Origin of the sequence: Bradyrhizobium sp. AUGA SZCCT0176, assembly GCF_018130145.1 — a bacterium.
In the GTDB taxonomy this organism is placed as follows: domain Bacteria; phylum Pseudomonadota; class Alphaproteobacteria; order Rhizobiales; family Xanthobacteraceae; genus Bradyrhizobium.
Genome location: NZ_JAFCMB010000018.1, coordinates 1 through 19,078, shown reverse-complemented (window position 1 = coordinate 19,078; position 19,078 = coordinate 1). Strand labels below are relative to the sequence as shown.

Annotated in this window: 19 protein-coding genes; 11 read left to right on the top strand and 8 right to left on the bottom strand. The window is 61.8% G+C overall.

The genetic code is table 11. The features are described 5' to 3' along the window. Positions 1–8: 8 nt before the first annotated feature. Positions 9–950 (bottom strand): GAF domain-containing protein, encoded by a 942-nt coding sequence (locus JQ600_RS29300; protein WP_212389614.1) that lies wholly within the window; start codon positions 948–950, stop codon positions 9–11. Between the two features lie 124 nt (positions 951–1,074). Further along, on the bottom strand, positions 1,075–1,869 hold the full coding sequence (locus tag JQ600_RS29295) for a class II aldolase/adducin family protein (protein WP_212389615.1): 795 nt from the start codon (positions 1,867–1,869) through the stop codon (positions 1,075–1,077). A 214-nt stretch (positions 1,870–2,083) separates the two neighbouring features. On the opposite strand from JQ600_RS29295, the gene JQ600_RS29290 reads away from it, so the two are divergent. Then, the gene (locus JQ600_RS29290; RefSeq protein ID WP_212466891.1) at positions 2,084–3,094 is read left to right on the top strand and encodes a glutathione S-transferase N-terminal domain-containing protein; all 1,011 of its coding nucleotides are present in this window, start codon (positions 2,084–2,086) and stop codon (positions 3,092–3,094) included. Positions 3,095–3,098: 4 nt separating this feature from the next. On the opposite strand, the gene JQ600_RS29285 is transcribed toward JQ600_RS29290, so the two are convergent. From JQ600_RS29285 to JQ600_RS29260, 6 genes are all read right to left on the bottom strand, one after another. Continuing rightward, entirely contained in the window at positions 3,099–3,371 is a 273-nt protein-coding gene (locus tag JQ600_RS29285; RefSeq protein WP_212389617.1) for a hypothetical protein, read from the bottom strand. 78 nt (positions 3,372–3,449) lie between these two features. Beyond that, entirely contained in the window at positions 3,450–4,079 is a 630-nt protein-coding gene (locus JQ600_RS29280) for a 2-hydroxychromene-2-carboxylate isomerase (protein WP_212389618.1), read from the bottom strand. 610 nt (positions 4,080–4,689) lie between these two features. Next, positions 4,690–6,600, bottom strand: coding sequence for an NAD(P)/FAD-dependent oxidoreductase (locus tag JQ600_RS29275; protein ID WP_212389619.1), 1,911 nt, complete (start codon positions 6,598–6,600; stop codon positions 4,690–4,692). A gap of 13 nt (positions 6,601–6,613) precedes the next feature. Next, positions 6,614–7,387 (bottom strand): SDR family NAD(P)-dependent oxidoreductase, encoded by a 774-nt coding sequence (locus tag JQ600_RS29270; RefSeq protein WP_212389620.1) that lies wholly within the window; start codon positions 7,385–7,387, stop codon positions 6,614–6,616. After that, positions 7,377–8,036 carry a TetR/AcrR family transcriptional regulator gene (locus JQ600_RS29265; protein ID WP_212490201.1) on the bottom strand — a complete coding sequence of 220 codons (660 nt, stop codon included), beginning with the start codon at positions 8,034–8,036 and terminating at the stop codon, positions 7,377–7,379. The genes JQ600_RS29270 and JQ600_RS29265 overlap by 11 nt, the downstream gene beginning before the upstream one ends. Further along, positions 8,033–9,526, bottom strand: a complete 1,494-nt coding sequence (locus JQ600_RS29260) for an AMP-binding protein (RefSeq protein WP_212389622.1) — start codon at positions 9,524–9,526, stop codon at positions 8,033–8,035. The genes JQ600_RS29265 and JQ600_RS29260 overlap by 4 nt, the downstream gene beginning before the upstream one ends. Before the next feature lie 181 nt (positions 9,527–9,707). Here JQ600_RS29260 and JQ600_RS29255 point away from each other — a divergent pair, with 181 nt between their 5' ends. The 10 genes from JQ600_RS29255 (at position 9,708) to JQ600_RS29210 (ending at position 18,691) form a co-directional block, all read left to right on the top strand. Further along, the gene (locus JQ600_RS29255; protein ID WP_212389623.1) at positions 9,708–10,967 is read left to right on the top strand and encodes an ABC transporter substrate-binding protein; all 1,260 of its coding nucleotides are present in this window, start codon (positions 9,708–9,710) and stop codon (positions 10,965–10,967) included. 98 nt (positions 10,968–11,065) lie between these two features. Next, on the top strand, positions 11,066–11,968 hold the full coding sequence (locus JQ600_RS29250) for a branched-chain amino acid ABC transporter permease (RefSeq protein ID WP_212389624.1): 903 nt from the start codon (positions 11,066–11,068) through the stop codon (positions 11,966–11,968). After that, positions 11,965–12,993 carry a branched-chain amino acid ABC transporter permease gene (locus tag JQ600_RS29245; protein WP_409363312.1) on the top strand — a complete coding sequence of 343 codons (1,029 nt, stop codon included), beginning with the start codon at positions 11,965–11,967 and terminating at the stop codon, positions 12,991–12,993. Before JQ600_RS29250 ends, JQ600_RS29245 begins: the two co-directional genes overlap by 4 nt. Beyond that, positions 12,990–13,775, top strand: coding sequence for an SDR family NAD(P)-dependent oxidoreductase (locus tag JQ600_RS29240; RefSeq protein ID WP_212490200.1), 786 nt, complete (start codon positions 12,990–12,992; stop codon positions 13,773–13,775). The genes JQ600_RS29245 and JQ600_RS29240 overlap by 4 nt, the downstream gene beginning before the upstream one ends. A 2-nt stretch (positions 13,776–13,777) precedes the next feature. Continuing rightward, complete coding sequence (locus JQ600_RS29235) at positions 13,778–14,536, top strand: ABC transporter ATP-binding protein (RefSeq protein ID WP_192738686.1); 759 nt, start codon at positions 13,778–13,780, stop codon at positions 14,534–14,536. Next, the gene (locus JQ600_RS29230; RefSeq protein ID WP_211998685.1) at positions 14,533–15,249 is read left to right on the top strand and encodes an ABC transporter ATP-binding protein; all 717 of its coding nucleotides are present in this window, start codon (positions 14,533–14,535) and stop codon (positions 15,247–15,249) included. The genes JQ600_RS29235 and JQ600_RS29230 overlap by 4 nt, the downstream gene beginning before the upstream one ends. Before the next feature lie 130 nt (positions 15,250–15,379). After that, a complete protein-coding gene (locus JQ600_RS29225; protein WP_212389626.1) occupies positions 15,380–16,585 on the top strand; it encodes a CaiB/BaiF CoA-transferase family protein in 1,206 nt (401 codons plus the stop codon). Positions 16,586–16,597: 12 nt separating this feature from the next. Beyond that, positions 16,598–17,374 carry an enoyl-CoA hydratase/isomerase family protein gene (locus JQ600_RS29220; RefSeq protein ID WP_212389627.1) on the top strand — a complete coding sequence of 259 codons (777 nt, stop codon included), beginning with the start codon at positions 16,598–16,600 and terminating at the stop codon, positions 17,372–17,374. Then, positions 17,374–17,829: a MaoC family dehydratase gene (locus JQ600_RS29215; protein ID WP_211998688.1), complete on the top strand. Its 456-nt coding sequence runs from the start codon at positions 17,374–17,376 to the stop codon at positions 17,827–17,829. Before JQ600_RS29220 ends, JQ600_RS29215 begins: the two co-directional genes overlap by 1 nt. A 4-nt stretch (positions 17,830–17,833) precedes the next feature. Then, the gene (locus JQ600_RS29210; protein WP_212490199.1) at positions 17,834–18,691 is read left to right on the top strand and encodes a CoA ester lyase; all 858 of its coding nucleotides are present in this window, start codon (positions 17,834–17,836) and stop codon (positions 18,689–18,691) included. The last annotated feature ends 387 nt before the right edge of the window (positions 18,692–19,078 follow it).

The window sequence follows — 19,078 nt, the reverse complement described above, 5'->3', positions numbered from 1 at the left end:
CCGATCGTTCAGAGATACCAGGCGAGCACGGCCTTGAGCTGGGCGCTCTCGATCACCGGCAGCACGACGATCTGATTCATGCCGGCCGCGCGTGCTGCCTGCGCCGCAACTGACTCATCGACCTTCAGATGCTCGTTGATCGCGGGCATGCCCGTCGCCCAGGCACCGCCGATGCTGCCTTCGCCTTTGCCGATGCTCTTTGACGCGTAAATCGATTCAAGCTCGGTATTCCTGCTGCAATCACCGGAATGAAAGACCAGTGCCGATCGCGATGGATTCGGCACCCAGATTTCAAAACGCTTGGCGATCGGGGTCGCCTGCGCCGACAGGAACGTCATCACCCAGGTTTTTTCAGGTGACGTCGTGTAGGGAATGCCGACACCGCAATTGATGCCGATTTCGGAAGCTTCTTCCCAGCGCAGGAAGCGCTTGGAATTGTGCAGGTCCTTGATGATCAGCGGCATGCCGGCTTTCCAGGTCCGCCCGGGCAGGCCAAAGCCCCGCGGAAACTTGGTGTGCCGCGAGTTGAACTCGAACATGTCGGCCGTGCCGTAATAGCCGTCGACAAGCCCCATTTCGTGGCTGACGCCGGCATCATTGTGCCAGAGTTCGATGGCGCCGACGTGCTTCTCGTCGTCACCGCAGAACAGCACCATGACAGCCATCAGGAATTCGCCGGCGAACACCGGCAGCGCCACGCCACAGGTCAACCCGGCTTCGATCGCCTCGTCGGTGCGCTTGAAGTAGGAGTTGGCAAATTTGGTGAGAATGACCGGATGGCCGGAGGCCCAGGCCTTGCCGGGCAACCCTTCATCGTAGGCAAACAGCGCATTTTCGCTGACCGCCTTGAACTCCGAATACTCCTCGCTGCAAAGACTGCCGCCGAATTCCAGACGCGTGCGGGTCCGGTCCGGTACCCACAGTTCAACCACTCGAATGAACGTCTTCATCGGGACGCACCTATCGCCTCATCGACGACCAGCATCCGCGATTTAGCGACGGTATGTACGATCAAATTACAGGCAAGCGCCGCCCAAACTTCGTGCGAAGTGCGTCAACGGGCAGGACGGAACCTCAATTCCGATAGGACGGATCGATGCGATCGAGTTTACGTAGATAAGCGGGCCAGGCGAGGTCGCCATTTCGGGCCGGCCGGTCAACCCGCGGCCGCATCTTGTCGTAGGTCGCTTCGAGAATGCTTTGGGGCGGGTAAGTCAATTTGGTGTTGCAGGACAGTGCCATGATCTGCACTTGGCAGGCGCGTTCCAGGCGCCACAGCACGTTGAACGCCGATGGCACGGTTCTACCGACGACGAGCAGCCCGTGGTTGCGCAGGATCATGGCTTCGTGGTCGCCAAGGTCCCTGACCAGCCGCGCACGCTCGTCGACGTCGTCGGCGATGCCTTCAAAATCGTGGTAAGCGACATGCAGGAACCGCATCGAGGTCTGGGCCAGCGGAAGCAGCCCGCATTCCATCGCCGAGACCGCCATGCCGGCCGGCGTGTGCGTATGCGCGACGCAATCCATGTCGTGCTTGGCCATGTGAATGGCGCTGTGAATGACGAAGCCGGCGAGATTGACGTTGTAGTCGGTCGCATTGAGCAGCGTGTTGCCGTCGACGTCGACCTTGATCAGGCACGATGCGTCTATCTCTTCGTAGAGCATCCCGTAAGGATTGATCAGGAACTGATCTGTCGTTCCCGGCACCCGGCAGGAGATATGATTGGCGATCATTTCGGTCATGCCATACAGCGCCGTGAGGCGGTAGCAGGCCGCCAGATCCACTCGTGCCTGCCATTCCTCCGCACTGACCTGCTCGCGAACTGATCTCACGACCTTGATGGCAGGCGAACTGACTGGGGGATTCATGGCGTTTCTCCACTAGGCGGGATTCATTGGGCCAAGCGGGGCCCGATCATTTGGTATGGAGGATAGCTGCAGAATTCGCTGCGCCGCAAGGCAAGCCATGCCGGTTTATTGCAGGGCTGACGGGCGAAATCCGAATGCACCGGTTGGCGCAATTCCGCTTCGATGCCAGTATCGCGTGTCCGGCGTTCAGGTTTGGGACGATCGAGGGAGTACCATGACTGAAGGCCGCTATCGGCTGATTGGATCGACCGCGTCGCCATACGCCATCAAGCTGCGCGCACTGATGCGCTATCGCAGGATTCCTTTCGACTGGGTCATCATGACCAAGGCGCTCCGGAAGGCGACCGAACATCTGCGGCCGAACCTGATCCCGGTGCTGCAATATCCCGACGGCACGTTTCGTGGCGAGACCACGACATTGGCTTACGACCTGGAGCGGCGTCACCAGGCGCGGTCCGTCATCCCCGACGACAAGGCGGTCGCATTCGTGTGCGACCTGCTGGAAGATCTCGCCGACGAATGGGCAGTCAAGCCGTTGTTTCTGTATCGATGGTGGGATCCGGAGGATCAGGCCTATGTCTCGCGCTGGGCCGGCGAAGAGTGGTCGGTGTCGGAGGCTGCGACCGGCAGCCCGGAGGAGATCGAGCAGTTCCGCCAGCGGCAGATTTCACGGATGGTCATTCTCGGCGCGACCGTGGAGAACAAGCCGTTGCTCGAAGAGAGTTACTTGCGAATGCTCGCGGCGTTCGAACCGCATGTCGGCATGACGAATTATCTGTTCGGCAGCCGGCCGTCGCTCGCCGATTTCGCCTGGTTTGGCCAGCTCAGCGAGATGGCGACCGATCCGACGCCGATGCGGATCATGCGCGAGAAGGCGCCGTTCACGGATCACTGGGTGCGTCGGCTGGATGACGCTTCGGGCGTCGAGGGCGAATGGTATCCGCGCGCGCAGGCACTCGGCGGAATGGCTGAGGAGCTCTTGAGAATTACGGGCGAACTCTATTTGCCGTTCCTGGTCGCAAACGCGGAAGCCTTTGCGAAAGGCCTCGACCGGCTGGAGATCAACGTCTGGGGTCTGCCCTATGCGCTGGCACCGTTCAAATATCAGGTGAAGTGCCTGCAACAGCTTCGCGAAAAATTCGCAGCCTTGGATGCGGTAGATCGCGCCGCATTACGACCGGTGCTGGAGCGTACCGGATGCTGGTCTCACCTGATGGCTTCCTGAAAGGTCAGCCCTTGGGAAAATCCTTGCGCATCGCGATTTCGGCGGCGTCGCCGGGTGACAGCACATTGCCGTCGAATGCCGGCTGACGTTCGGTCACGATGTCGTAGAGCGAAATCTGCTTGATCGGCTTCGCCAGCAATTCCCTGATGCAACCCGCCAAGGTGCCGTTGTAAACGAGATACGGCGTCTTGCTCGCGACCCGCTCGTTCTTCAGCGAAGGCCACTTCTTCAGGTCGGCAGGCGCGTCATAGGCAATCGGGAGGCTTTCTCTGAACATGCCCCGGTTCCGGCGTTTCAACCACCAGACAGGTTAGCCAAACCTGGTAAACAGATTGAAAACGGGAACAGTGCGCGATTACTTCCGGTGCCGGCTGCCCAGCGCGGCCGCAATCGAGTCAGGGTTCTTGATGCGCTCGATCAACAGGTCAATGCGGTCGCCGCCCCAGAACAATTCGCCGTTGAAGACCATGGTCGGCACGCCGAACACGCCGAGATCCTCTGCCTCGTCGATGATGCGGTCATGTTCGGCCCGAGCCGGACCGTGGACATAGGCTTTGAATTCCTCGGCCGAACCGCCAAGCGATGCAATCAAGCCGGCAATATCCGACAGTTCGTCGATTTCGAGATCATGGCTCCAGAAGCGCCGGAACACCGTGTCGTGGTAGGAACGAAACAGGCCATGACGCTGCGCGAACAGCATGCCCGCGCTGGCATAGAAGGCATCATAGATGCGCCGCGGGCCCTTCATGGTGAGGCCCTGCGCGTTGGCATAGCGCCGTGCGTCCATATAGGCGTAACGCACCTTGCGCCAGAAATGCGGTGTACGCTCTTCCACCGTGCCCATGAACTCGGCGACGCGTAGCGTATAGGGCAGCCATTCGAGCTCGACGCCGTATTCGTCCTCGAGTTCGAACAGCCGCTTGTTCGCGACAAACGCGTAGGGGCTCTTGTAGTCGGTATAGATTCGTATGCGAGGTTTTGTCATCGCCGCTTCCTGTCACGATCGGGTAATTGTTTCCGATCCAAATGACGGAAGCAATCTAAGGAGATCTCGTCGATCGCCGGAAAGCTGTCATGGAGTCAAACGAATGAGAGCCAAACGAATGGGCCCCGGTGCATTCAAGCAGCGCGGGGCCCTACATCTTCGTTATAGGCGAAGGGTTTTCTGGTAGACACCAGTGCATCTTCAAAATCGAAAAGCGCTTGGCCTTTGCGCTCCGATCTTGCGCATATGTTTGAATTTTTAGGCGGCGCAACGGGGCTAGCAGCTGCTGTTCACCCAATTTGCGTCGAGACCTTGCGGTTGAGCAAGGTCACTGGCTTAGCCGGTGGCGTCATGCTCCTCTCCAAGAGTGGGCCTTACGGACTTACGTCCGCATCCGCTGCTTGCAGGTCGATCACATGATCGGTCGCCATTCCCGCGAGGCAGGGAGCCGAAGGCTCCGCTACGCCGACAGGTGCAGCGTTTGAAATGCTGCGGCAGATATCGTCAGGTGTCAAGTTTATGCTGAGAAAAATCGCACTTGGGTTCCCGTGCGTACGCCCGCCGGATGGAAGAGGGTTCCGCTCTTGAGCGCCATTTTGAAGCGATGAACTCATGCTTTGGTCTGCCGATACTGGTTGAAATCCGGATCATGAGTCATCGCCCAGTAATCGACGAACCGCCACGGCATCGCTGAGAACACCCGGCCCTGGCCGTTGCGATAGTAGGTGGTCATGCCCGGATGAGACCAGATCAACTGCTCATGCTCGGCATCGACTTTCTCGATGTACTGATCGTGAGCTTCCCGGCGAACATCGATCGCGGCGATGTCGCGCTCGATCATCTCGACCAGGCAGGCACTGATGTAGCGGCTCTGGCACTCCGACTGAAAGATCACGCTGCCGCCATGCGCGGGCCCGGAGTTCGGGCCGAGCATGACGAAGAAGTTCGGGAAGTCAGGCACGGTGAGCCCGAGATAGGCTGTCGGGTTATCGTTGGCCCAGGCCTGCCTGAGGTCCTTGCCGTCACGGCCGGTGATGTTGAGGCGCGCCGCCATCTCGGTGACCTTGAAGCCGGTCGAGATCACGATGATGTCGGCCGGCCGCGATTTACCGTCTGACGCGACAATGCCGTCAGCTGCGAAATGGTCGATGCTGTCGGTGACCAGTTCGACATTCGGTTTTGTCAGCGTCTTGAACCAGTTGTTGTCCAGCAGGATGCGCTTGCCGTAAGGCGGATAAGTCGGCACGCATTTTTCAATCAGGTCGGGACGGTCCTTGAGTTCGGACAGGATAAAATCCGTCAACTCCTCGCGGTGGCGGTCGTTGCCCTTGTTTACGGCGCGCTCGGGATGCGGCCAGTTCGGATCCTTGCGCAGGAACGGCAGCAGGCCGTCGCCGTAGCGCCAGAACATGTTGAAGCGGTACCACTGCACATAGAAGGGCAGATGGGCGAGCAGCCATTGCGCACCGTCGCTGATCGGGTCGGAATAGCCCGCGACCGGTCGTGCCCATTGCGCGGTCCGTTGATAGACGGTCAGCGATGCCACCTGGTCGGCGATCGACGGCGCCAGCTGCATCGCGGTGGCGCCGGTGCCGATGACGGCGACATGCTTGCCGTCGAGCTTGATGTTGTCCGACCACAATGCGGAATGCAGGGTCTGCCCTTTGAAATTTTCTTCGCCCTTGAAATGCGCGGGCGAGGGGTCGTTGAGCTGACCGATCGCGCTGACAAGGGTCGTCGATTCAACGATCTCTTCGCCATTTGCCGTCTTGAGCGTCGAAATCCAGCGCCGCTTGCTCTCATCCCAGCGCGCAGACGTCAGTTCGGTGTTGAGGCGGAGGTGCTGTCGAATGTCGTATTCGAGCGCGACCTTCTTGAGATAGTCGAGCAATTCCTGACGCTGGGCGAAGTAGCGCGTCCATGGATTACGGGCGCCGAACGAGAAGGAGTAGGAGTGGTTCGGCGTATCGACGCCGCAACCGGGGTAGCGATTGACATACCAGGTACCGCCGAGTTCGGCGTTCTTCTCGACGATGGTGTAGGGAATACCGAGGCGGCCCAACGCGACGCCAAGCGCGATTGCGCAGACACCGGCGCCGACAATCAGCACATGCTGCTGCGCCAGTTTGTCGTCGGCCGGAGGTTTGGTCCAGCTGATGTCGCGGGGGATAAAGCCCATTTCCTCGCGCATCAGCGGCGCATACTCCGGCGTGACGTTTTCGCCGAGCGTCGCGCGCATCATCTTCAGCATCAATTCGTCGCCGGGATCTGATATCACAGGCTTGGGCTCGCCATTGGCGAACAGCTTCACGACAGCAGCGCGGATTTCGTCCTGCACTTCGCGGGGCAGGCCGGCCTCGGGGTCGGGGATCAGGCGAACGTCGCGCCTCGGCTTGTACGGTGGCTCCAGCCAGCGTTCATCGCCGGTCATGTGGACCAGCACCATCAGCAGCACGCGGATATCGCCTTCGGCGATGGCCGATGCGAGATCGAGCTTCTTGCGGGGCATCTCGATATTCATGCTCGTATCCTTGTTACGTGCCAGGCGCTTCGCGCAGACCGCCATAGGCGGCCCAGGTGGTGCCGGCGATGTATCCGGCGTCGACCGGCAGGTTGATGCCGGTGACACCGCTGCTCATCGGTGACAGCAACCACGCAATCGCCCGCGCGACCTCGATCGGCTCGACCAGCCGGTTCATCGCGGTCGGGTTTTCGAGCAGGCGCTTGTTGAGCGCGCCGGAGGCAATGCCGGCTTCGAGCGCCGCGGTGCGGGTGAACCCGGGAGATACGGCATTGACGCGCACGCCGGCGCGGCCCCATTCGGCGGCAAGCGTCTGCGTGATCTGAATGACGCCGGCTTTGGCGGCGGTGTAGGCGTGGATCGGACCTGATGTCATGCCCGCGACCGAGGCGACATTGACGATGGCGCCATGCCGGCGCTCGGCCATTTTGACGCCAACGCTGCGGGCGACCAGAAATGTCCCGCGCAGGTCGATATTGACCTCGCGGTCCCACTGATCCATCCGCACGCGCTCGATTGGATGCATCTTGCCGAACACACCGGCCGCATTGACGAGGCCCGTGATCGGGCCGTGCGCCGCCTCGATATCCGCGATGCCGCTGACGACGGCGCTCTCGCTGGCGACATCGAAAGGGGCAGGCCACAGGATCGTCCCGGTGCCGGCCAGTGGTTCCGGCGCAATGTCCGTGATCACAACACGCTGGCCTTGCTCGGCCAGAAGCGTGGCGGTTGCCGCGCCAATGCCGCGGCTGCCGCCGGTGACGAGAACGATACCCTCAGCGCTCATGGTCGTTGCCTTTGCCGGCTGAATTGAAAAGCCCGCGCGTCATCAGCTTCTGGTAGGCGGAGATGACATGGTCGGGCACGGCCGTGACCGCACCGTCCGAATAGGAATACCGCCGGCTCAGATAGCCGCGGGCACCCATCAATATTTGCACGATGGCCTCGAATTCCTCGTCGCTATAGCTATCGACCGCGCCGGCAAGCCGCGCACGCTGCAGGATACGGACATAGGCCGTCGAGATGTTGTCGAAATGCTTCTGATAGCCGATCGGCGCAAAGAACTCGGCCTCGTTGAGGATGCGCAGGAATTCCGGCACCTCGCGGATGAAGTCGAAGAAGGCGCTGAAGCGTTCGACTTCCTGCTGCGCGGTCTGTGCCGTGCCGGTGCGCGCACGGATGAAGCGCACCATGTCGATGCCGATTTTTGGCAGCAATTGATCCAGCAGTTCCTGGCGGTTTTCGAAATGATTGTAGAACGTGCCCTGCGCGACGCCGGCTTCCTCGGTGATGCGGGCGACGGAGGCTTCGGCATAGCCGTATTTGCCGACGATCTTGGTCGCGGCATCGAAAATCTTGCGCTTGGTCCAGGCGTTGCGCTCGACGCGGTTGAGTTTTGTGACCTTGCCGGCATTGGCTCGCGTTGACTGCGTCATGAAGCCTCCAGTTCGGCGCGCAGCACGCGCTTGAGCACCTTGCCGGACGGATTGCGCGGCAGGCTGTCGCGAACGATCAGTTGCTTCGGCACCTTGAAGCCGGCGAGCCGCGCGCGGCAATGATCGGTCAGGGCAGGCAGCTCCAGCGCGGCGCCTTCTCCCAGCACCACGATCGCGACGGGCTTTTCGCCCCAGCGAGCGTCCGGCATGCCGATGACGGCGCATTCGCGCACCTGCGGCAATTCATAGATCACGCGTTCGACTTCGGACGACGCGATATTCTCGCCACCGGAGATGATCATGTCCTTCTTGCGGTCGGTGAGGTAGAGGAAGCCGTCTTCATCGAGATAGCCGACGTCGCCGCTGCGGAACCAATCGCCGAAGAAAGCGGCTGCGGTTTTCTCGGGATCTTTCCAGTAGCCTTGGGTGACCTTTGGTCCGCGCAGACAGATTTCGCCGTTTTCGCCGGGTGCCAGGCGATGGCCGGCATCGTCGCGGATCTCAATCTCGACATGGGCGATGGCGCGGCCGGTCGAGCCGATCTTTTCGATCTCACGGCCGGCTTCCATGAAAGTGTCGCCGCCGCAGGTTTCCGTCAGGCCATAGGCGTCGATGTAGCGGGCGTTCGCAAAATATTCGGAGAAGCTGCGGATGCGCGCTTCCGGTGTCTTTTCGCCACCACCGATCGCCCATCGCAGGCTCGAGACGTCGTAGCGATCGCGGGCCGGGCAGGTGAGGATCGCCGTGGTCATCACGGGCGCGAACCACGCCGCGTTCAGCTTTTCGGCTTCGATCGCCGCCAGCGCCTGCTCGGGTTCGAAGTGGCGGTGGATGGAAAGCATGCCGCCATGCCAGAGCACGGCTATGCCAGGCAGATCGAGCGCGCCGACATGGTAGAGCGGGCCGACCACCAGCAACCGCGTATCCGCGTTCAGTCCGAGCACCAGCGTCTGGTCGGCTGACTTCCAATAGATGTTCTCATAGGTGAGCATCACGCCTTTGGGGCGGTCGGTGGTGCCCGACGTGTACATCAGCCGCATCAGATCGCGCGGTTGTCTTGGATGCATCGGGGCGGGGGCGACGTCAGGCGCGAGCCGCGAGATGCCGGATTGCTCGGCCTCATCGAGCAGCACCACGGGAACGTTACCTGCTGCGATGCCTGCCAGTTCTTCGTCCGCAATCAGAATGCGCGCGCCGGAATTGCCAACGATGTAACCGACCTCGTCGGCCGACAGCCGATAATTGATCGGCAGAAACACCGCGCCGATGTGGCTGGTTGCAAACACCAGTTCGAGAAACGCGGTGCTGTTCTTCATCAGCACCGCGACGACATCGCCGGCGCCGATGCCGCGCGAGCCCAGCCAGCCGCCCACGTGGCCGATGCGGCGGTGGAAGTCGGCGTAGGAGATCTCCTCGCCGCGGTATTTCAGCGCACAGCGGCCCGGCGTCCGCCTGGCGTGAAACGCGATGAAGCTCGAAAGGTTGATCATTTCTCGGCTCAAAAGGCCGGATTCCGGCCCGATCTCCCGTTAGATGAATTCTGACTCGTAATTCATATTTGGCTTGACGTCACCCCCTTTGCTCTGAAATCTTGTGAGTACGGGGGCAACACGATCCCCGGCTGGGATTTGGGCAGGAAACTGGGAACGCAAACCCGAGAGGGAGGGAATAATGACGAGAACCCGCAAACCGGGCATCAGCCGCCGTTCAACCCTGGCGCTGATGGGCGCCGGTGCCGTGACTTTCGCGGCACCATGGGTGGCGCGTGCGCAGGCCAAGACCATCAAGGTCGGCATGCCGACCATTCTCTCCGGCCGCGTGGCGCAACTCGGAACCTCATCGCGCAACGGCGTGATGCTGGAAGTCGAGAAGGTCAACGCCGCCGGCGGCCTCGCCGGACGGCAGATCGAGATGGTGATCCGCGATTCCAAGGGGCAGCCGCAGGAAGCCGCCCGCGTGGCGCGCGAACTGGTCAACACCGATGGCTGCGAACTCCTGATCGATGCCGAGGCCTCATCCGGAGCGTTCGCCGTGCACGAAGTCGCGCGCGATCTGGGCGTGCTCTGCATTCACACCAATTCGGAAACCTCGGCGCTGACCGCCGATCCCAAGCAGCACATTCCCAACGCGTTCCGCACCGCGCGCCAGGGCGTGCATGACTCGATCGTCGGCGGCAGCTACGCGGCTGCGATCTCCAAGGCGAAGGGCCTGAAGAAATGGGCCACCTGCGCACCAGATTACGCCTATGGCCGCGACACCACGGGCGAGTTCACGCTGTATCTGAAGCGCTTTGCGCCTGATGTCGAGATCATCAGCGAGTCCTGGCCAAAGCTGTTCCAGCCTGATTACACCGAGGTCGTCACCAAGATCCTGCAGGCCAAACCACAAGCGCTGTATTCCTGCCTGTGGGGCGGCGACCTGACGTCGTATATCGATCAGGCCAATATCTATGCGCTGTTCACCCAGATGGAGGTGTTCGCGGTCAACATGGCCGACTACACCGCGCTGACCGTGGTGAAGAACCTGCCCAAGGGCATTCATTCCGGTAACCGCTACATCAAGACCTATCCTGCGACCGCGGAGAACGCGGCCTGGGGCGATGCCTACAAGGCGAAATACAATGAGTACCCGACCAACTGGTCGTGGGAGAACGCAACCGCGATCATGTTGCTCGCCGAGGCCTCGAAGAAGGCGAATTCCGCCGACGGCAAGAAGCTTGCGGAGGCATTGCGTGGCCTCAAGATCAAATCGCCGTTCGGCGCCGACGGCACCGTGACGATGCGGGCCGAGGACCAGACCCTGATCGGCTATGCAATCGGGTGGGGCACGACGATCCCGCAAGAGCCCTACGTGCCGGAGGTCAAGCCGGGCGACTGGAAGACCATTCTCGAACTCGAAGCCGAGTGGAAGAAGAGCAAGGGTTACACCTGATCGATCCGCGAAACGGAGGCGGCGCAGGCCGCCTCCGTTCACCGCCCCATGGTTCTTTCGCGCGCCGATCTTCCGGCACGCCGTAACGGATATTTTCCTTGGATCTCGATACACTCACCGGCTGTCTCGCCAGCTCCGCCTGTCTGGTGACGCAAACCACCAGCGGCTTCATCATCGGCATGTTGCTGTTTCTCGTCGCCGTCGGGCTGACGCTGATTTTCGGCGTGCTCAAGGTGGTGAATTTCAGCCACGGCGCCTTCTATATGTTCGGCGCCTATTTCGCGATGACGGCCTATCAGCTCACTGGCAGTTTTGCGCTGGCGATGCTGTGCGGTGCGGCCGGCACCGCGCTGCTGGGCTTGATCTTCGAGCGCGTCTTCATGAGCCGGGTCTACGGCCGCGACGTGTTGATGCAGGTCCTGGTCTGCTACGCCTTCGTGCTGATATTTGACGATGTCGTACGGATGATCTGGGGACCGGAATTCAAGTCGATGGGCATGCCGGCGGCGTTCCAGGTGCCGCCGCTGTTCATCGCCGGCGGCGTGGTGCCGCCCTATTATTTGCTGCTGATCAGCGTCGCGCTGCTGGCCGCGATCATTCTCGGCCTCGGTCTTTCGCGCACCCGGATCGGCAAGGTGATCCGGGCCGCGGCGCATAATCCGGGCATGGTGTCCGCGCTCGGCATCAACACCGGCCTGATCTATGGCGGTGTGTTCGCGCTCGGCGGCATGCTGGCGGGATTGGCCGGCGCGCTCGCGGCACCCGTGCGGTCACTGACACCGGGGATGGGATTTTCGGTGCTGATCGAATCCTTCATCGTGACTGTCATCGGCGGAATGGGCTCGATCCTGGGCGCACTGATCGGCGCGCTCCTGATCGGCATGATCCGCTCGTTCGGTTCGCTCGGCTTTCCCCTGTTTACGGAAGGCCTGATGTACCTGTTCATGGTGATCGTGCTGGTCTCCCGCCCGACCGGCCTGTTCGGCAAGGAGGTCGCGTGACCGAATTGCAGGCCGAACAGGCGAGCAAGGTGCTCGACAACTCCGTTACCCAGGCAAAGCCGCGCCCCAATCGGGATGCCCTGATTGCGCTTGCGGTCTTTGTCGTGCTCGCCCTGCTGCCGATGCTCACCAGCAGTAAATTCCTGCTCGACTTCGTGATCCGTTGCGCGGCCTATGGGCTGTTCGCGACGTCGCTCAACCTTTTGGTCGGCTACACCGGCCTGACGTCGTTTGGCCACGGCATGTTCTTTGGGCTCGGCGCCTACGGCTTCGGGCTGATGATGCAGAAGACCGGTGTTGCCGTTCCCGTGGCTTTCGTTGCGACGCTGGCGATCACGTTTGTCGTCGCCCTCGTCATTGGCGCCATTTGTGTACGGCTGAAGGAGATCTATTTCGCCTTTGTGACACTGGCGTTCCAGATGCTGATCCATTCGACCATCCTGTCCTGGGTGTCGCTGACCGGCGGCGATCAGGGATTGCGCGGCGGCATTCCCCGGCCGCCATTTTTGGGCATTGACCTGTCGAACCATCTGCATTTGTACATTGTCAGCTGCGCGCTGCTGGTGATCGGGCTGTTTTTGATGCACCAGATCGCGCAGTCGCCGTTCGGCTACACGCTGCGTATGATCCGCGACAACGCCACGCGGGCGAGCTTCATCGGCATCGACGTCTGGCGCGCCAAACTGACGATCTTCGTGCTCGCCGCGCTGTTCGCCTCGACCGGCGGCATCATCATGGCGCTGTTCGTCTCCGGCGCTTATCCGGAATTCGCCTATTGGACGATTTCGGGCGAGGGCATCTTCATCAACATGCTCGGCGGCGTAACCACCTTCCTGGGGCCGATGGTCGGCACCGCGCTGTTCCTGATCCTCAACGATACCGTCACCCGTGTGACCGAGTATCACGGCATCGTTCTCGGCATCGTGATCCTGTTCTTCGCCATCGGCCTGCGGAAAGGCCTGATGGATTTCGTGATCGAATGGTACGCGCAGCGCCGCGAGCGTTCCGGGGAGCGCGCATCATGAGCCCGGCGGCGAAAGCGCGGATCAGCGTGGTAACGGGCGGTGCCAGCGGGATTGGCGCGGCTTGCGCGCGGGAGCTCTCCGCGAGCGGCGATCTCGTGATGGTCGTCGATCGCGATTTGGCGAAGGCAGGGGATGTCGCCGCGGAATTTGGCGGCAAGGCCTATTTCGCCGACGTCGGGGACGAGACCAGCGTCGAGGCCTGCGCGGAAGCGATTGAGCGCGAATGCGGGCCGGTCGATGTGCTCGTCAACAGTGCCGGGATCATCCAGGTGCCGGTGCGGCCGCACGATTTGCCGATGTCGGCCTGGGACGACGTCGTTCGTGTCGACCAGCGCGGCACCTATGTCGCCTGCCTTGCCTTTGCCCGGCGCATGATCGCGCGCAAACGCGGCAGCATCGTCAACATCGCCTCGATCGCCGGCATGCGCTCGATGCCCTTACATGCCTACGCCCCGGCCAAGGCGGCCGTGATTGCGATCACCGAATGCCTTGCCGCGGAGTGGGGCCCCTCCGGCGTGCGGGTGAATGCCGTTTCTCCGGGCTATACGCTGACGCCGGCGCTGAAAAACGCGATTGATCGTGGCGAGCGGGATGTCTCCGCGCTAACAGCCAATGCCGCGCTGCGCCGTCTGGTCGACCCTTCCGAAATCGGTCGTGTGGTCGCCTTTCTTGCCTCCGATGCCGCGTCCGCGATCACGGGCGTCAATTTGCCGGTCGATTGCGGCTGGTTGGCCGGGACATCGTGGAGCACCTATGGCGGACTTCGGGAGGCGAACGGCTAGCCATGCTGGAAATTCGCGCACTCTCGAAATCGTTCGGCGGCGTCAAGGCGACCGATAACGTGACGCTGGACTTTGCTGACGGTTCGTTGACCGCTGTCATCGGCCCCAATGGTGCCGGCAAGAGCACATTCTTCAACCTGATCACCGGGGCGCTGAAGCCGGATTCCGGCCAGATCCTGCTCAACGGCGTCGACCTGGCTGGGCGCTCGCCGCCCGAGATCGTGCGCCATGGCATCGGCCGGGCGTTCCAGGTCGCCAGCATTTTTCCGTCCCTCACGGTGCAGGAAACGATGCTCGCCGCCGTCGGCGCCGATCAGCGCCGCGCCGGTGTAATGCATCGAAGATTTCCGCTGGCTGAAACCCGCGACCGCGCCGAGCACGCGATGGAATTGCTGGGCCTTGCCAGCAAGCGTAATCGGACGGCGGCGACGCTGTCGCATGGCGACCAGAAGCTGCTCGATATCGCGCTGGCGCTGGTGCTTGATCCCAAGGTCCTGCTGCTCGACGAGCCCACCGCCGGCATGGGCACCGAAGAGCGCTGGCGCATGATCGACAAGGTCAGGGAGCTCTGGGAGAAACAGAAGATCACGGTCGTCTTCATCGAGCACGACATGGATATCGTGTTCAAGATCGCGCCCGAGATCGTGGTGCTGTGCTACGGCCGGATTCTTGCCACCGGCAAGCCCGATGCAGTCCGCCGCAACGAGGCCGTCATCGAGGCCTATCTCGGCACCGAACATCACGCGGAGGCCGCGATATGAGTGCGCAGCCGGTGGTGCAGGTCGAGGACCTCGACGTTTTCTACGGCAGCAGCCAGATCCTGTTTGGCGTCGGCCTGTCGGTGCGGCAGGGCGAGACCATGGCGCTGCTCGGCCGCAACGGCGCCGGCAAGTCGACCACGATGAAGGCGATCATGGGCCTGGCGCCGGCGCGCCGCGGCAAGGTCACCCTGCGGGGCAGGACCGTATCCGGGCTGAAGCCGCATCACATCGCCCGCGCCGGCCTCGGCTTCGTGCCGGAGGATCGCCAGATTTTCCCCGAGCATACGGTGGAAGACAATCTGGAGATCGGCGCCAAGAAGGGCCCCGATGGCCAGGACGAATGGTCGATCCGGCGCATCTACGATGTATTTCCGCTGCTGGAGCCCTTGCGGCACCGGATCGCGGGACGTCTCTCGGGCGGCGAGCAGCAGATGCTGGCGATTGCACGCACCCTGATGGGTAATCCGGCGCTGCTGCTGCTGGACGAGCCGAGCGAGGGGCTGGCGCCGATCATCGTGCAAAGGATCGGCGAATTGCTGCGACAACTGCGCGGCACCGGCGCCACGGTGTTGATCGCCGAGCAGAACATGCATTTTTGCCTTGGCCTTGCAAGCCACGCGACGGTTATCGACAAGGGCCAGATCGTCTACACATCCGGTATCGAAGAGCTGAAAGCCAACGAAAACATTCGTCAGCGCTATCTCGCGCTGTAGCTTTCGGTCCGACCATAGCGTTTTCAAGCGAAGTGGATCCCGGTTCGCGTGAAGAAAACGCGTCAAAAAAAGAATCAAGAGCTTCGGTTCTGATTTCATCAGAACCGATTGCGCTCCTGTGGGAGGATAAATGGCTATCAAGCGTACGCTATCGCCGACGCATGAGGCGCCGTATCGCGGCTTGCGGGTGCTCGATTTCGGGCAGGGCATCGCCTCGCCCTATTGCGCGATGCTGCTCGGCGTTTACGGTGCCGAAATCATCAAGGTCGAGCCACCGGAGGGAGATTGGTCGCGTTTCCTGGGTACGACCTATGGAAACCATACGACGCTGTCGGCGGTCTATAACCGCGGCAAGCGCAGCCTCTGCCTCGATTTGAAGCACAAGGACGCGATCGCAATCGCCCGGAAACTGGCCAAAGACTGCGACGTCCTGATCGAAGGCTTTCGTCCCGGTGTCGCAGCCAGGCTTGGAATTGGCTACGAGGAACTCTCGCGCGACAATCCCGGCCTGATCTATCTCTCGGTGAGCGCATTCGGGCAGAGCGGACCTTACTCAAAGCGGCCGGGCTCGGATTCCGTTGCGCAAGCGTTTTCCGGCCTGGTGTCGATCAATGTCGGCAATGACAAGACCCCACACCGGGTCGGCACAACAGTCTCCGACGTCGTAACCGGCGTCTACGCCTTCCAAGCGATATCAACCACGCTGTTCGCGCGCGCGACCACCGGCACCGGCCGCTGGATCGACGTCAATCTCTGCCAGTCGACGGCGGCGCTGCTCGGCCACAAAGTCGCCGAGCATATTCTGGAGGGCGGCGCGCCGCGGGCGCTTAACGTGCCGGCGGGTTCCTATCAGACCAGCGATGGCTGGATGATGGTCACGCTGGTCAACGAGCTGCAATACAAGCGCCTGTGTGCCGCCATCGAGCGTGACGATCTCGCCAGCGATCCGCGCTTTGCGGACTTCGCCAGCCGGGCTGACGCGGCCGACACGCTGATCTCGCAGCTGCGCGAGGTGTTTCTGGCGCGACCGACCGAGGCCTGGCTGTCGCGGTTGCATGCGGCTGATATCATCGCCGAACGCATCCTCAATCCCGGGGAGTGGCTGCGCAATCCTCACGTCGAAGCGACCAACGCGTCGGTGTGCCAGGATACCCCCGGCGTCGGCCCGGTCTACACGCCGCGCACGCCGGGTATTGCCAGCCTTTCCGAAGACGCACTTTGCGCCGCGCCGGATATCGGACAGGATAGCGTTGCGGTCCTGACCGAGGCCGGACTCGATCGCAGCACCATCGATGATTTGATCGCGGCCGGCGCGGTGCGTCAGGCCAGACAATAAGGAAGCGGCATCATGAGCGCTGAACTCGTTCGCTACGCCGTCTCGGACAAGATCGCGGAGATCATGCTGGACCGGCCGCCGGTCAACGCGCTCAGCATGCCGCTGATCGATGCGTTGCTGGCAGCGCTGCAGAAAGCGAAGGATGATCCGTCGGTATCATCAGTCATCATCGGCAGCCCGCACAAGGTGTTTTGTGCCGGGCTCGACCTCGACATCGTCAGGGGCAAGCCCGGGATCGAAACCAAGAAATTCCTCGAGCGGCTGTATTTTGCACTCAACGATACCCAGTATCGCATGGGCAAACCGACCATTGCCGCCGTCGACGGCGCGGTGCGGGCCGGCGGCATGACGATTGCGATCTCCTGCGACATGATCATCGCCGGCGAGGCCTCGACATTCGGCTATCCGGAGATCGATGTCGGACTGATCCCGGCGATCCACTTCGTGCAGCTGCCGCGGCTGGTCGGAAAGCACCAGGCGTTCGGGCCGCTGTTTCTGGGCGAACCCTTTGATGCCGCGACTGCATTCCGCATGGGTCTTTTGAGTGAAGTGGTGCCGAAGGGGACCGCGCTCGACCGCGCCCGCGATATTGCGCGGAAGCTCGCCGCCAAGTCGCCGATCGTGATGAAGATCGGCCGCGATTCGTTCATGCGGGCGGTCGATGCCGATTTCCGCCGTTCGGTGGAGAACACGGCCGAGAGCTTTGCGCTGGTGGCGACGACGGAAGATTGTCAGGAAGGGTTGAACGCGTTCGTCGAGAAGCGGACACCAAACTACAAGGGGCGCTGATGGCGGGACTATATTTCGAGGAGTTCGAGGTCGGCCGGGAATTTCATCATGAGTTCAGCCGGACCGTCACCGAGATGGACAATACGATGTTCAGCCTGCTGACGATGAATCCGCAGCCGCTGCATATCGATGCGCATTTCTCCGAGAATACCGAGTTCGGCCAACGGCTGTTCAACAGCCTCTATACGCTCGGCATCATGATCGGCATGAGCGTCTACGATACGACGCTGGGCACGACGGTCGGCAATCTGGGCATGACCGACGTCAAATTCCCAAAACCGGTGTTTCACGGCGATACGCTGAAATCCCATACGAAGATCATCTCCAAACGCGCCAGCAAATCCCGGCCGACGCAGGGGATCGTCGAGTTCGAGCACACCATGACCAATCAGCGCGGCGAAGTAGTCGCGAGTTGCCGTCGCACCGGCCTGATGCATTGCAAACCAAAGGCGTGATTTGATGCGATCGTTTCTGTTCGTTCCGGGCGACAGCCTGCGCAAGTTCGAAAACGCTGGGAAGACCGCGGCCGATGCGTTGATCCTCGATCTCGAGGATTCGATCGCGCCGGACGAGAAGGTCGGGGCGCGCCGCACCGTGCGCGCAATGCTCGATACGCGGAACCCGAGCCAGAAGATCTATATCCGCGTCAACGCGCTCGACACCGGTATGACGCTCGGCGATCTCGCGGCCGTGATCCCGGGCCGGCCCGACGGTGTCGTGCTGCCGAAATGCGCCGGCGCCGCCGACGTTAATAAACTGTCCCTGTATCTCGATGCGTTCGAAGCTGCAGCTGACATCGAACACGGAACCACCCGGATCGTGACGGTGGCGACGGAGACGGCGCGGGCGGTGCTCAAGCTACTCGACTTCGAGAACATGAGCCCGCGGCTGTGGGGCATGATGTGGGGCGCGGAGGATCTCGCGGCGTCGCTTGGTGCCTCGCGCAACCGGACCGCGGGCCGATATCATGGGCCGTTCTTGCTGGCTCGCGACCTCTGCCTGATCAGTGCCGCCGCTGCCGGCGTCGTCGCGATCGATACCATCGCCACTGATATCAACGATCTCGAAGGCTTACGGGAAGAATCGATTGCCGCGCGTCAGGACGGGTTCCTGGCCAAGGCGGTGATCCATCCCAAGCACGTCGATGTCGTCAACGCCGCCTTCCTGCCGACGGACGAAGAGATCGCCTGGTCGGAGAAGATCGTCAAAGCCTTCAACGACAATCCGGCCTCCGGCGTCGTCAAGATCGACGGCAAGATGATCGACAAGCCGCATCTGCGCGCTGCCGAAAAGATCTTGGCACTGCGGGCCAAGTAGGGTGGGCAAAGGCGCTCTTGCGCCGTGCCCACCATCTACGTCGATGACCTGAATGATGGGCACGCTGCGTGCGACAAATTGGCCCGTCGGGCAAAGTTTCGCTTTTACAGAAGGGCAAATCAGGTGCACAGATATCGCCATCCCGTCCTACTCAGAAGGGCGTCGGCCGTCGTCACGGACGTTGGGCGGGTTGCGGTGGACGCTGGTTTACGCCTCGACGACGGCGTGGATAAGCGTACGGCAAAACCGTGTGGTCCTGGCACCCGTTGGAGGTGTCAAGCTGTCGGGTAGGCGTGAGCCGAACGGCGGTGACGGAGTCAACCAAGAACTCGTCTCCGGGGAGAGCACGATATAAGCCGTAAAGCCATTGCGCAGGGAAGGCCGGGT

Excerpts from the sequence above, each read along its gene's own strand:
- JQ600_RS29255 (WP_212389623.1), top strand. The coding sequence starts at position 9,708 with ATGACGAGAACCCGCAAACCGGGCATCAGCCGCCGTTCAACCCTGGCG.
- JQ600_RS29230 (WP_211998685.1), top strand. The coding sequence starts at position 14,533 with ATGAGTGCGCAGCCGGTGGTGCAGGTCGAGGACCTCGACGTTTTCTAC.
- JQ600_RS29210 (WP_212490199.1), top strand. The coding sequence starts at position 17,834 with ATGCGATCGTTTCTGTTCGTTCCGGGCGACAGCCTGCGCAAGTTCGAA.
- JQ600_RS29215 (WP_211998688.1), top strand. The coding sequence starts at position 17,374 with ATGGCGGGACTATATTTCGAGGAGTTCGAGGTCGGCCGGGAATTTCAT.
- JQ600_RS29220 (WP_212389627.1), top strand. The coding sequence starts at position 16,598 with ATGAGCGCTGAACTCGTTCGCTACGCCGTCTCGGACAAGATCGCGGAG.
- JQ600_RS29260 (WP_212389622.1), bottom strand. The coding sequence starts at position 9,526 with ATGATCAACCTTTCGAGCTTCATCGCGTTTCACGCCAGGCGGACGCCG.
- JQ600_RS29225 (WP_212389626.1), top strand. The coding sequence starts at position 15,380 with ATGGCTATCAAGCGTACGCTATCGCCGACGCATGAGGCGCCGTATCGC.
- JQ600_RS29240 (WP_212490200.1), top strand. The coding sequence starts at position 12,990 with ATGAGCCCGGCGGCGAAAGCGCGGATCAGCGTGGTAACGGGCGGTGCC.
- JQ600_RS29290 (WP_212466891.1), top strand. The coding sequence starts at position 2,084 with ATGACTGAAGGCCGCTATCGGCTGATTGGATCGACCGCGTCGCCATAC.
- JQ600_RS29300 (WP_212389614.1), bottom strand. The coding sequence starts at position 950 with ATGAAGACGTTCATTCGAGTGGTTGAACTGTGGGTACCGGACCGGACC.
- JQ600_RS29270 (WP_212389620.1), bottom strand. The coding sequence starts at position 7,387 with ATGAGCGCTGAGGGTATCGTTCTCGTCACCGGCGGCAGCCGCGGCATT.
- JQ600_RS29280 (WP_212389618.1), bottom strand. The coding sequence starts at position 4,079 with ATGACAAAACCTCGCATACGAATCTATACCGACTACAAGAGCCCCTAC.
- JQ600_RS29235 (WP_192738686.1), top strand. The coding sequence starts at position 13,778 with ATGCTGGAAATTCGCGCACTCTCGAAATCGTTCGGCGGCGTCAAGGCG.
- JQ600_RS29265 (WP_212490201.1), bottom strand. The coding sequence starts at position 8,036 with ATGACGCAGTCAACGCGAGCCAATGCCGGCAAGGTCACAAAACTCAAC.
- JQ600_RS29295 (WP_212389615.1), bottom strand. The coding sequence starts at position 1,869 with ATGAATCCCCCAGTCAGTTCGCCTGCCATCAAGGTCGTGAGATCAGTT.
- JQ600_RS29275 (WP_212389619.1), bottom strand. The coding sequence starts at position 6,600 with ATGAATATCGAGATGCCCCGCAAGAAGCTCGATCTCGCATCGGCCATC.
- JQ600_RS29285 (WP_212389617.1), bottom strand. The coding sequence starts at position 3,371 with ATGTTCAGAGAAAGCCTCCCGATTGCCTATGACGCGCCTGCCGACCTG.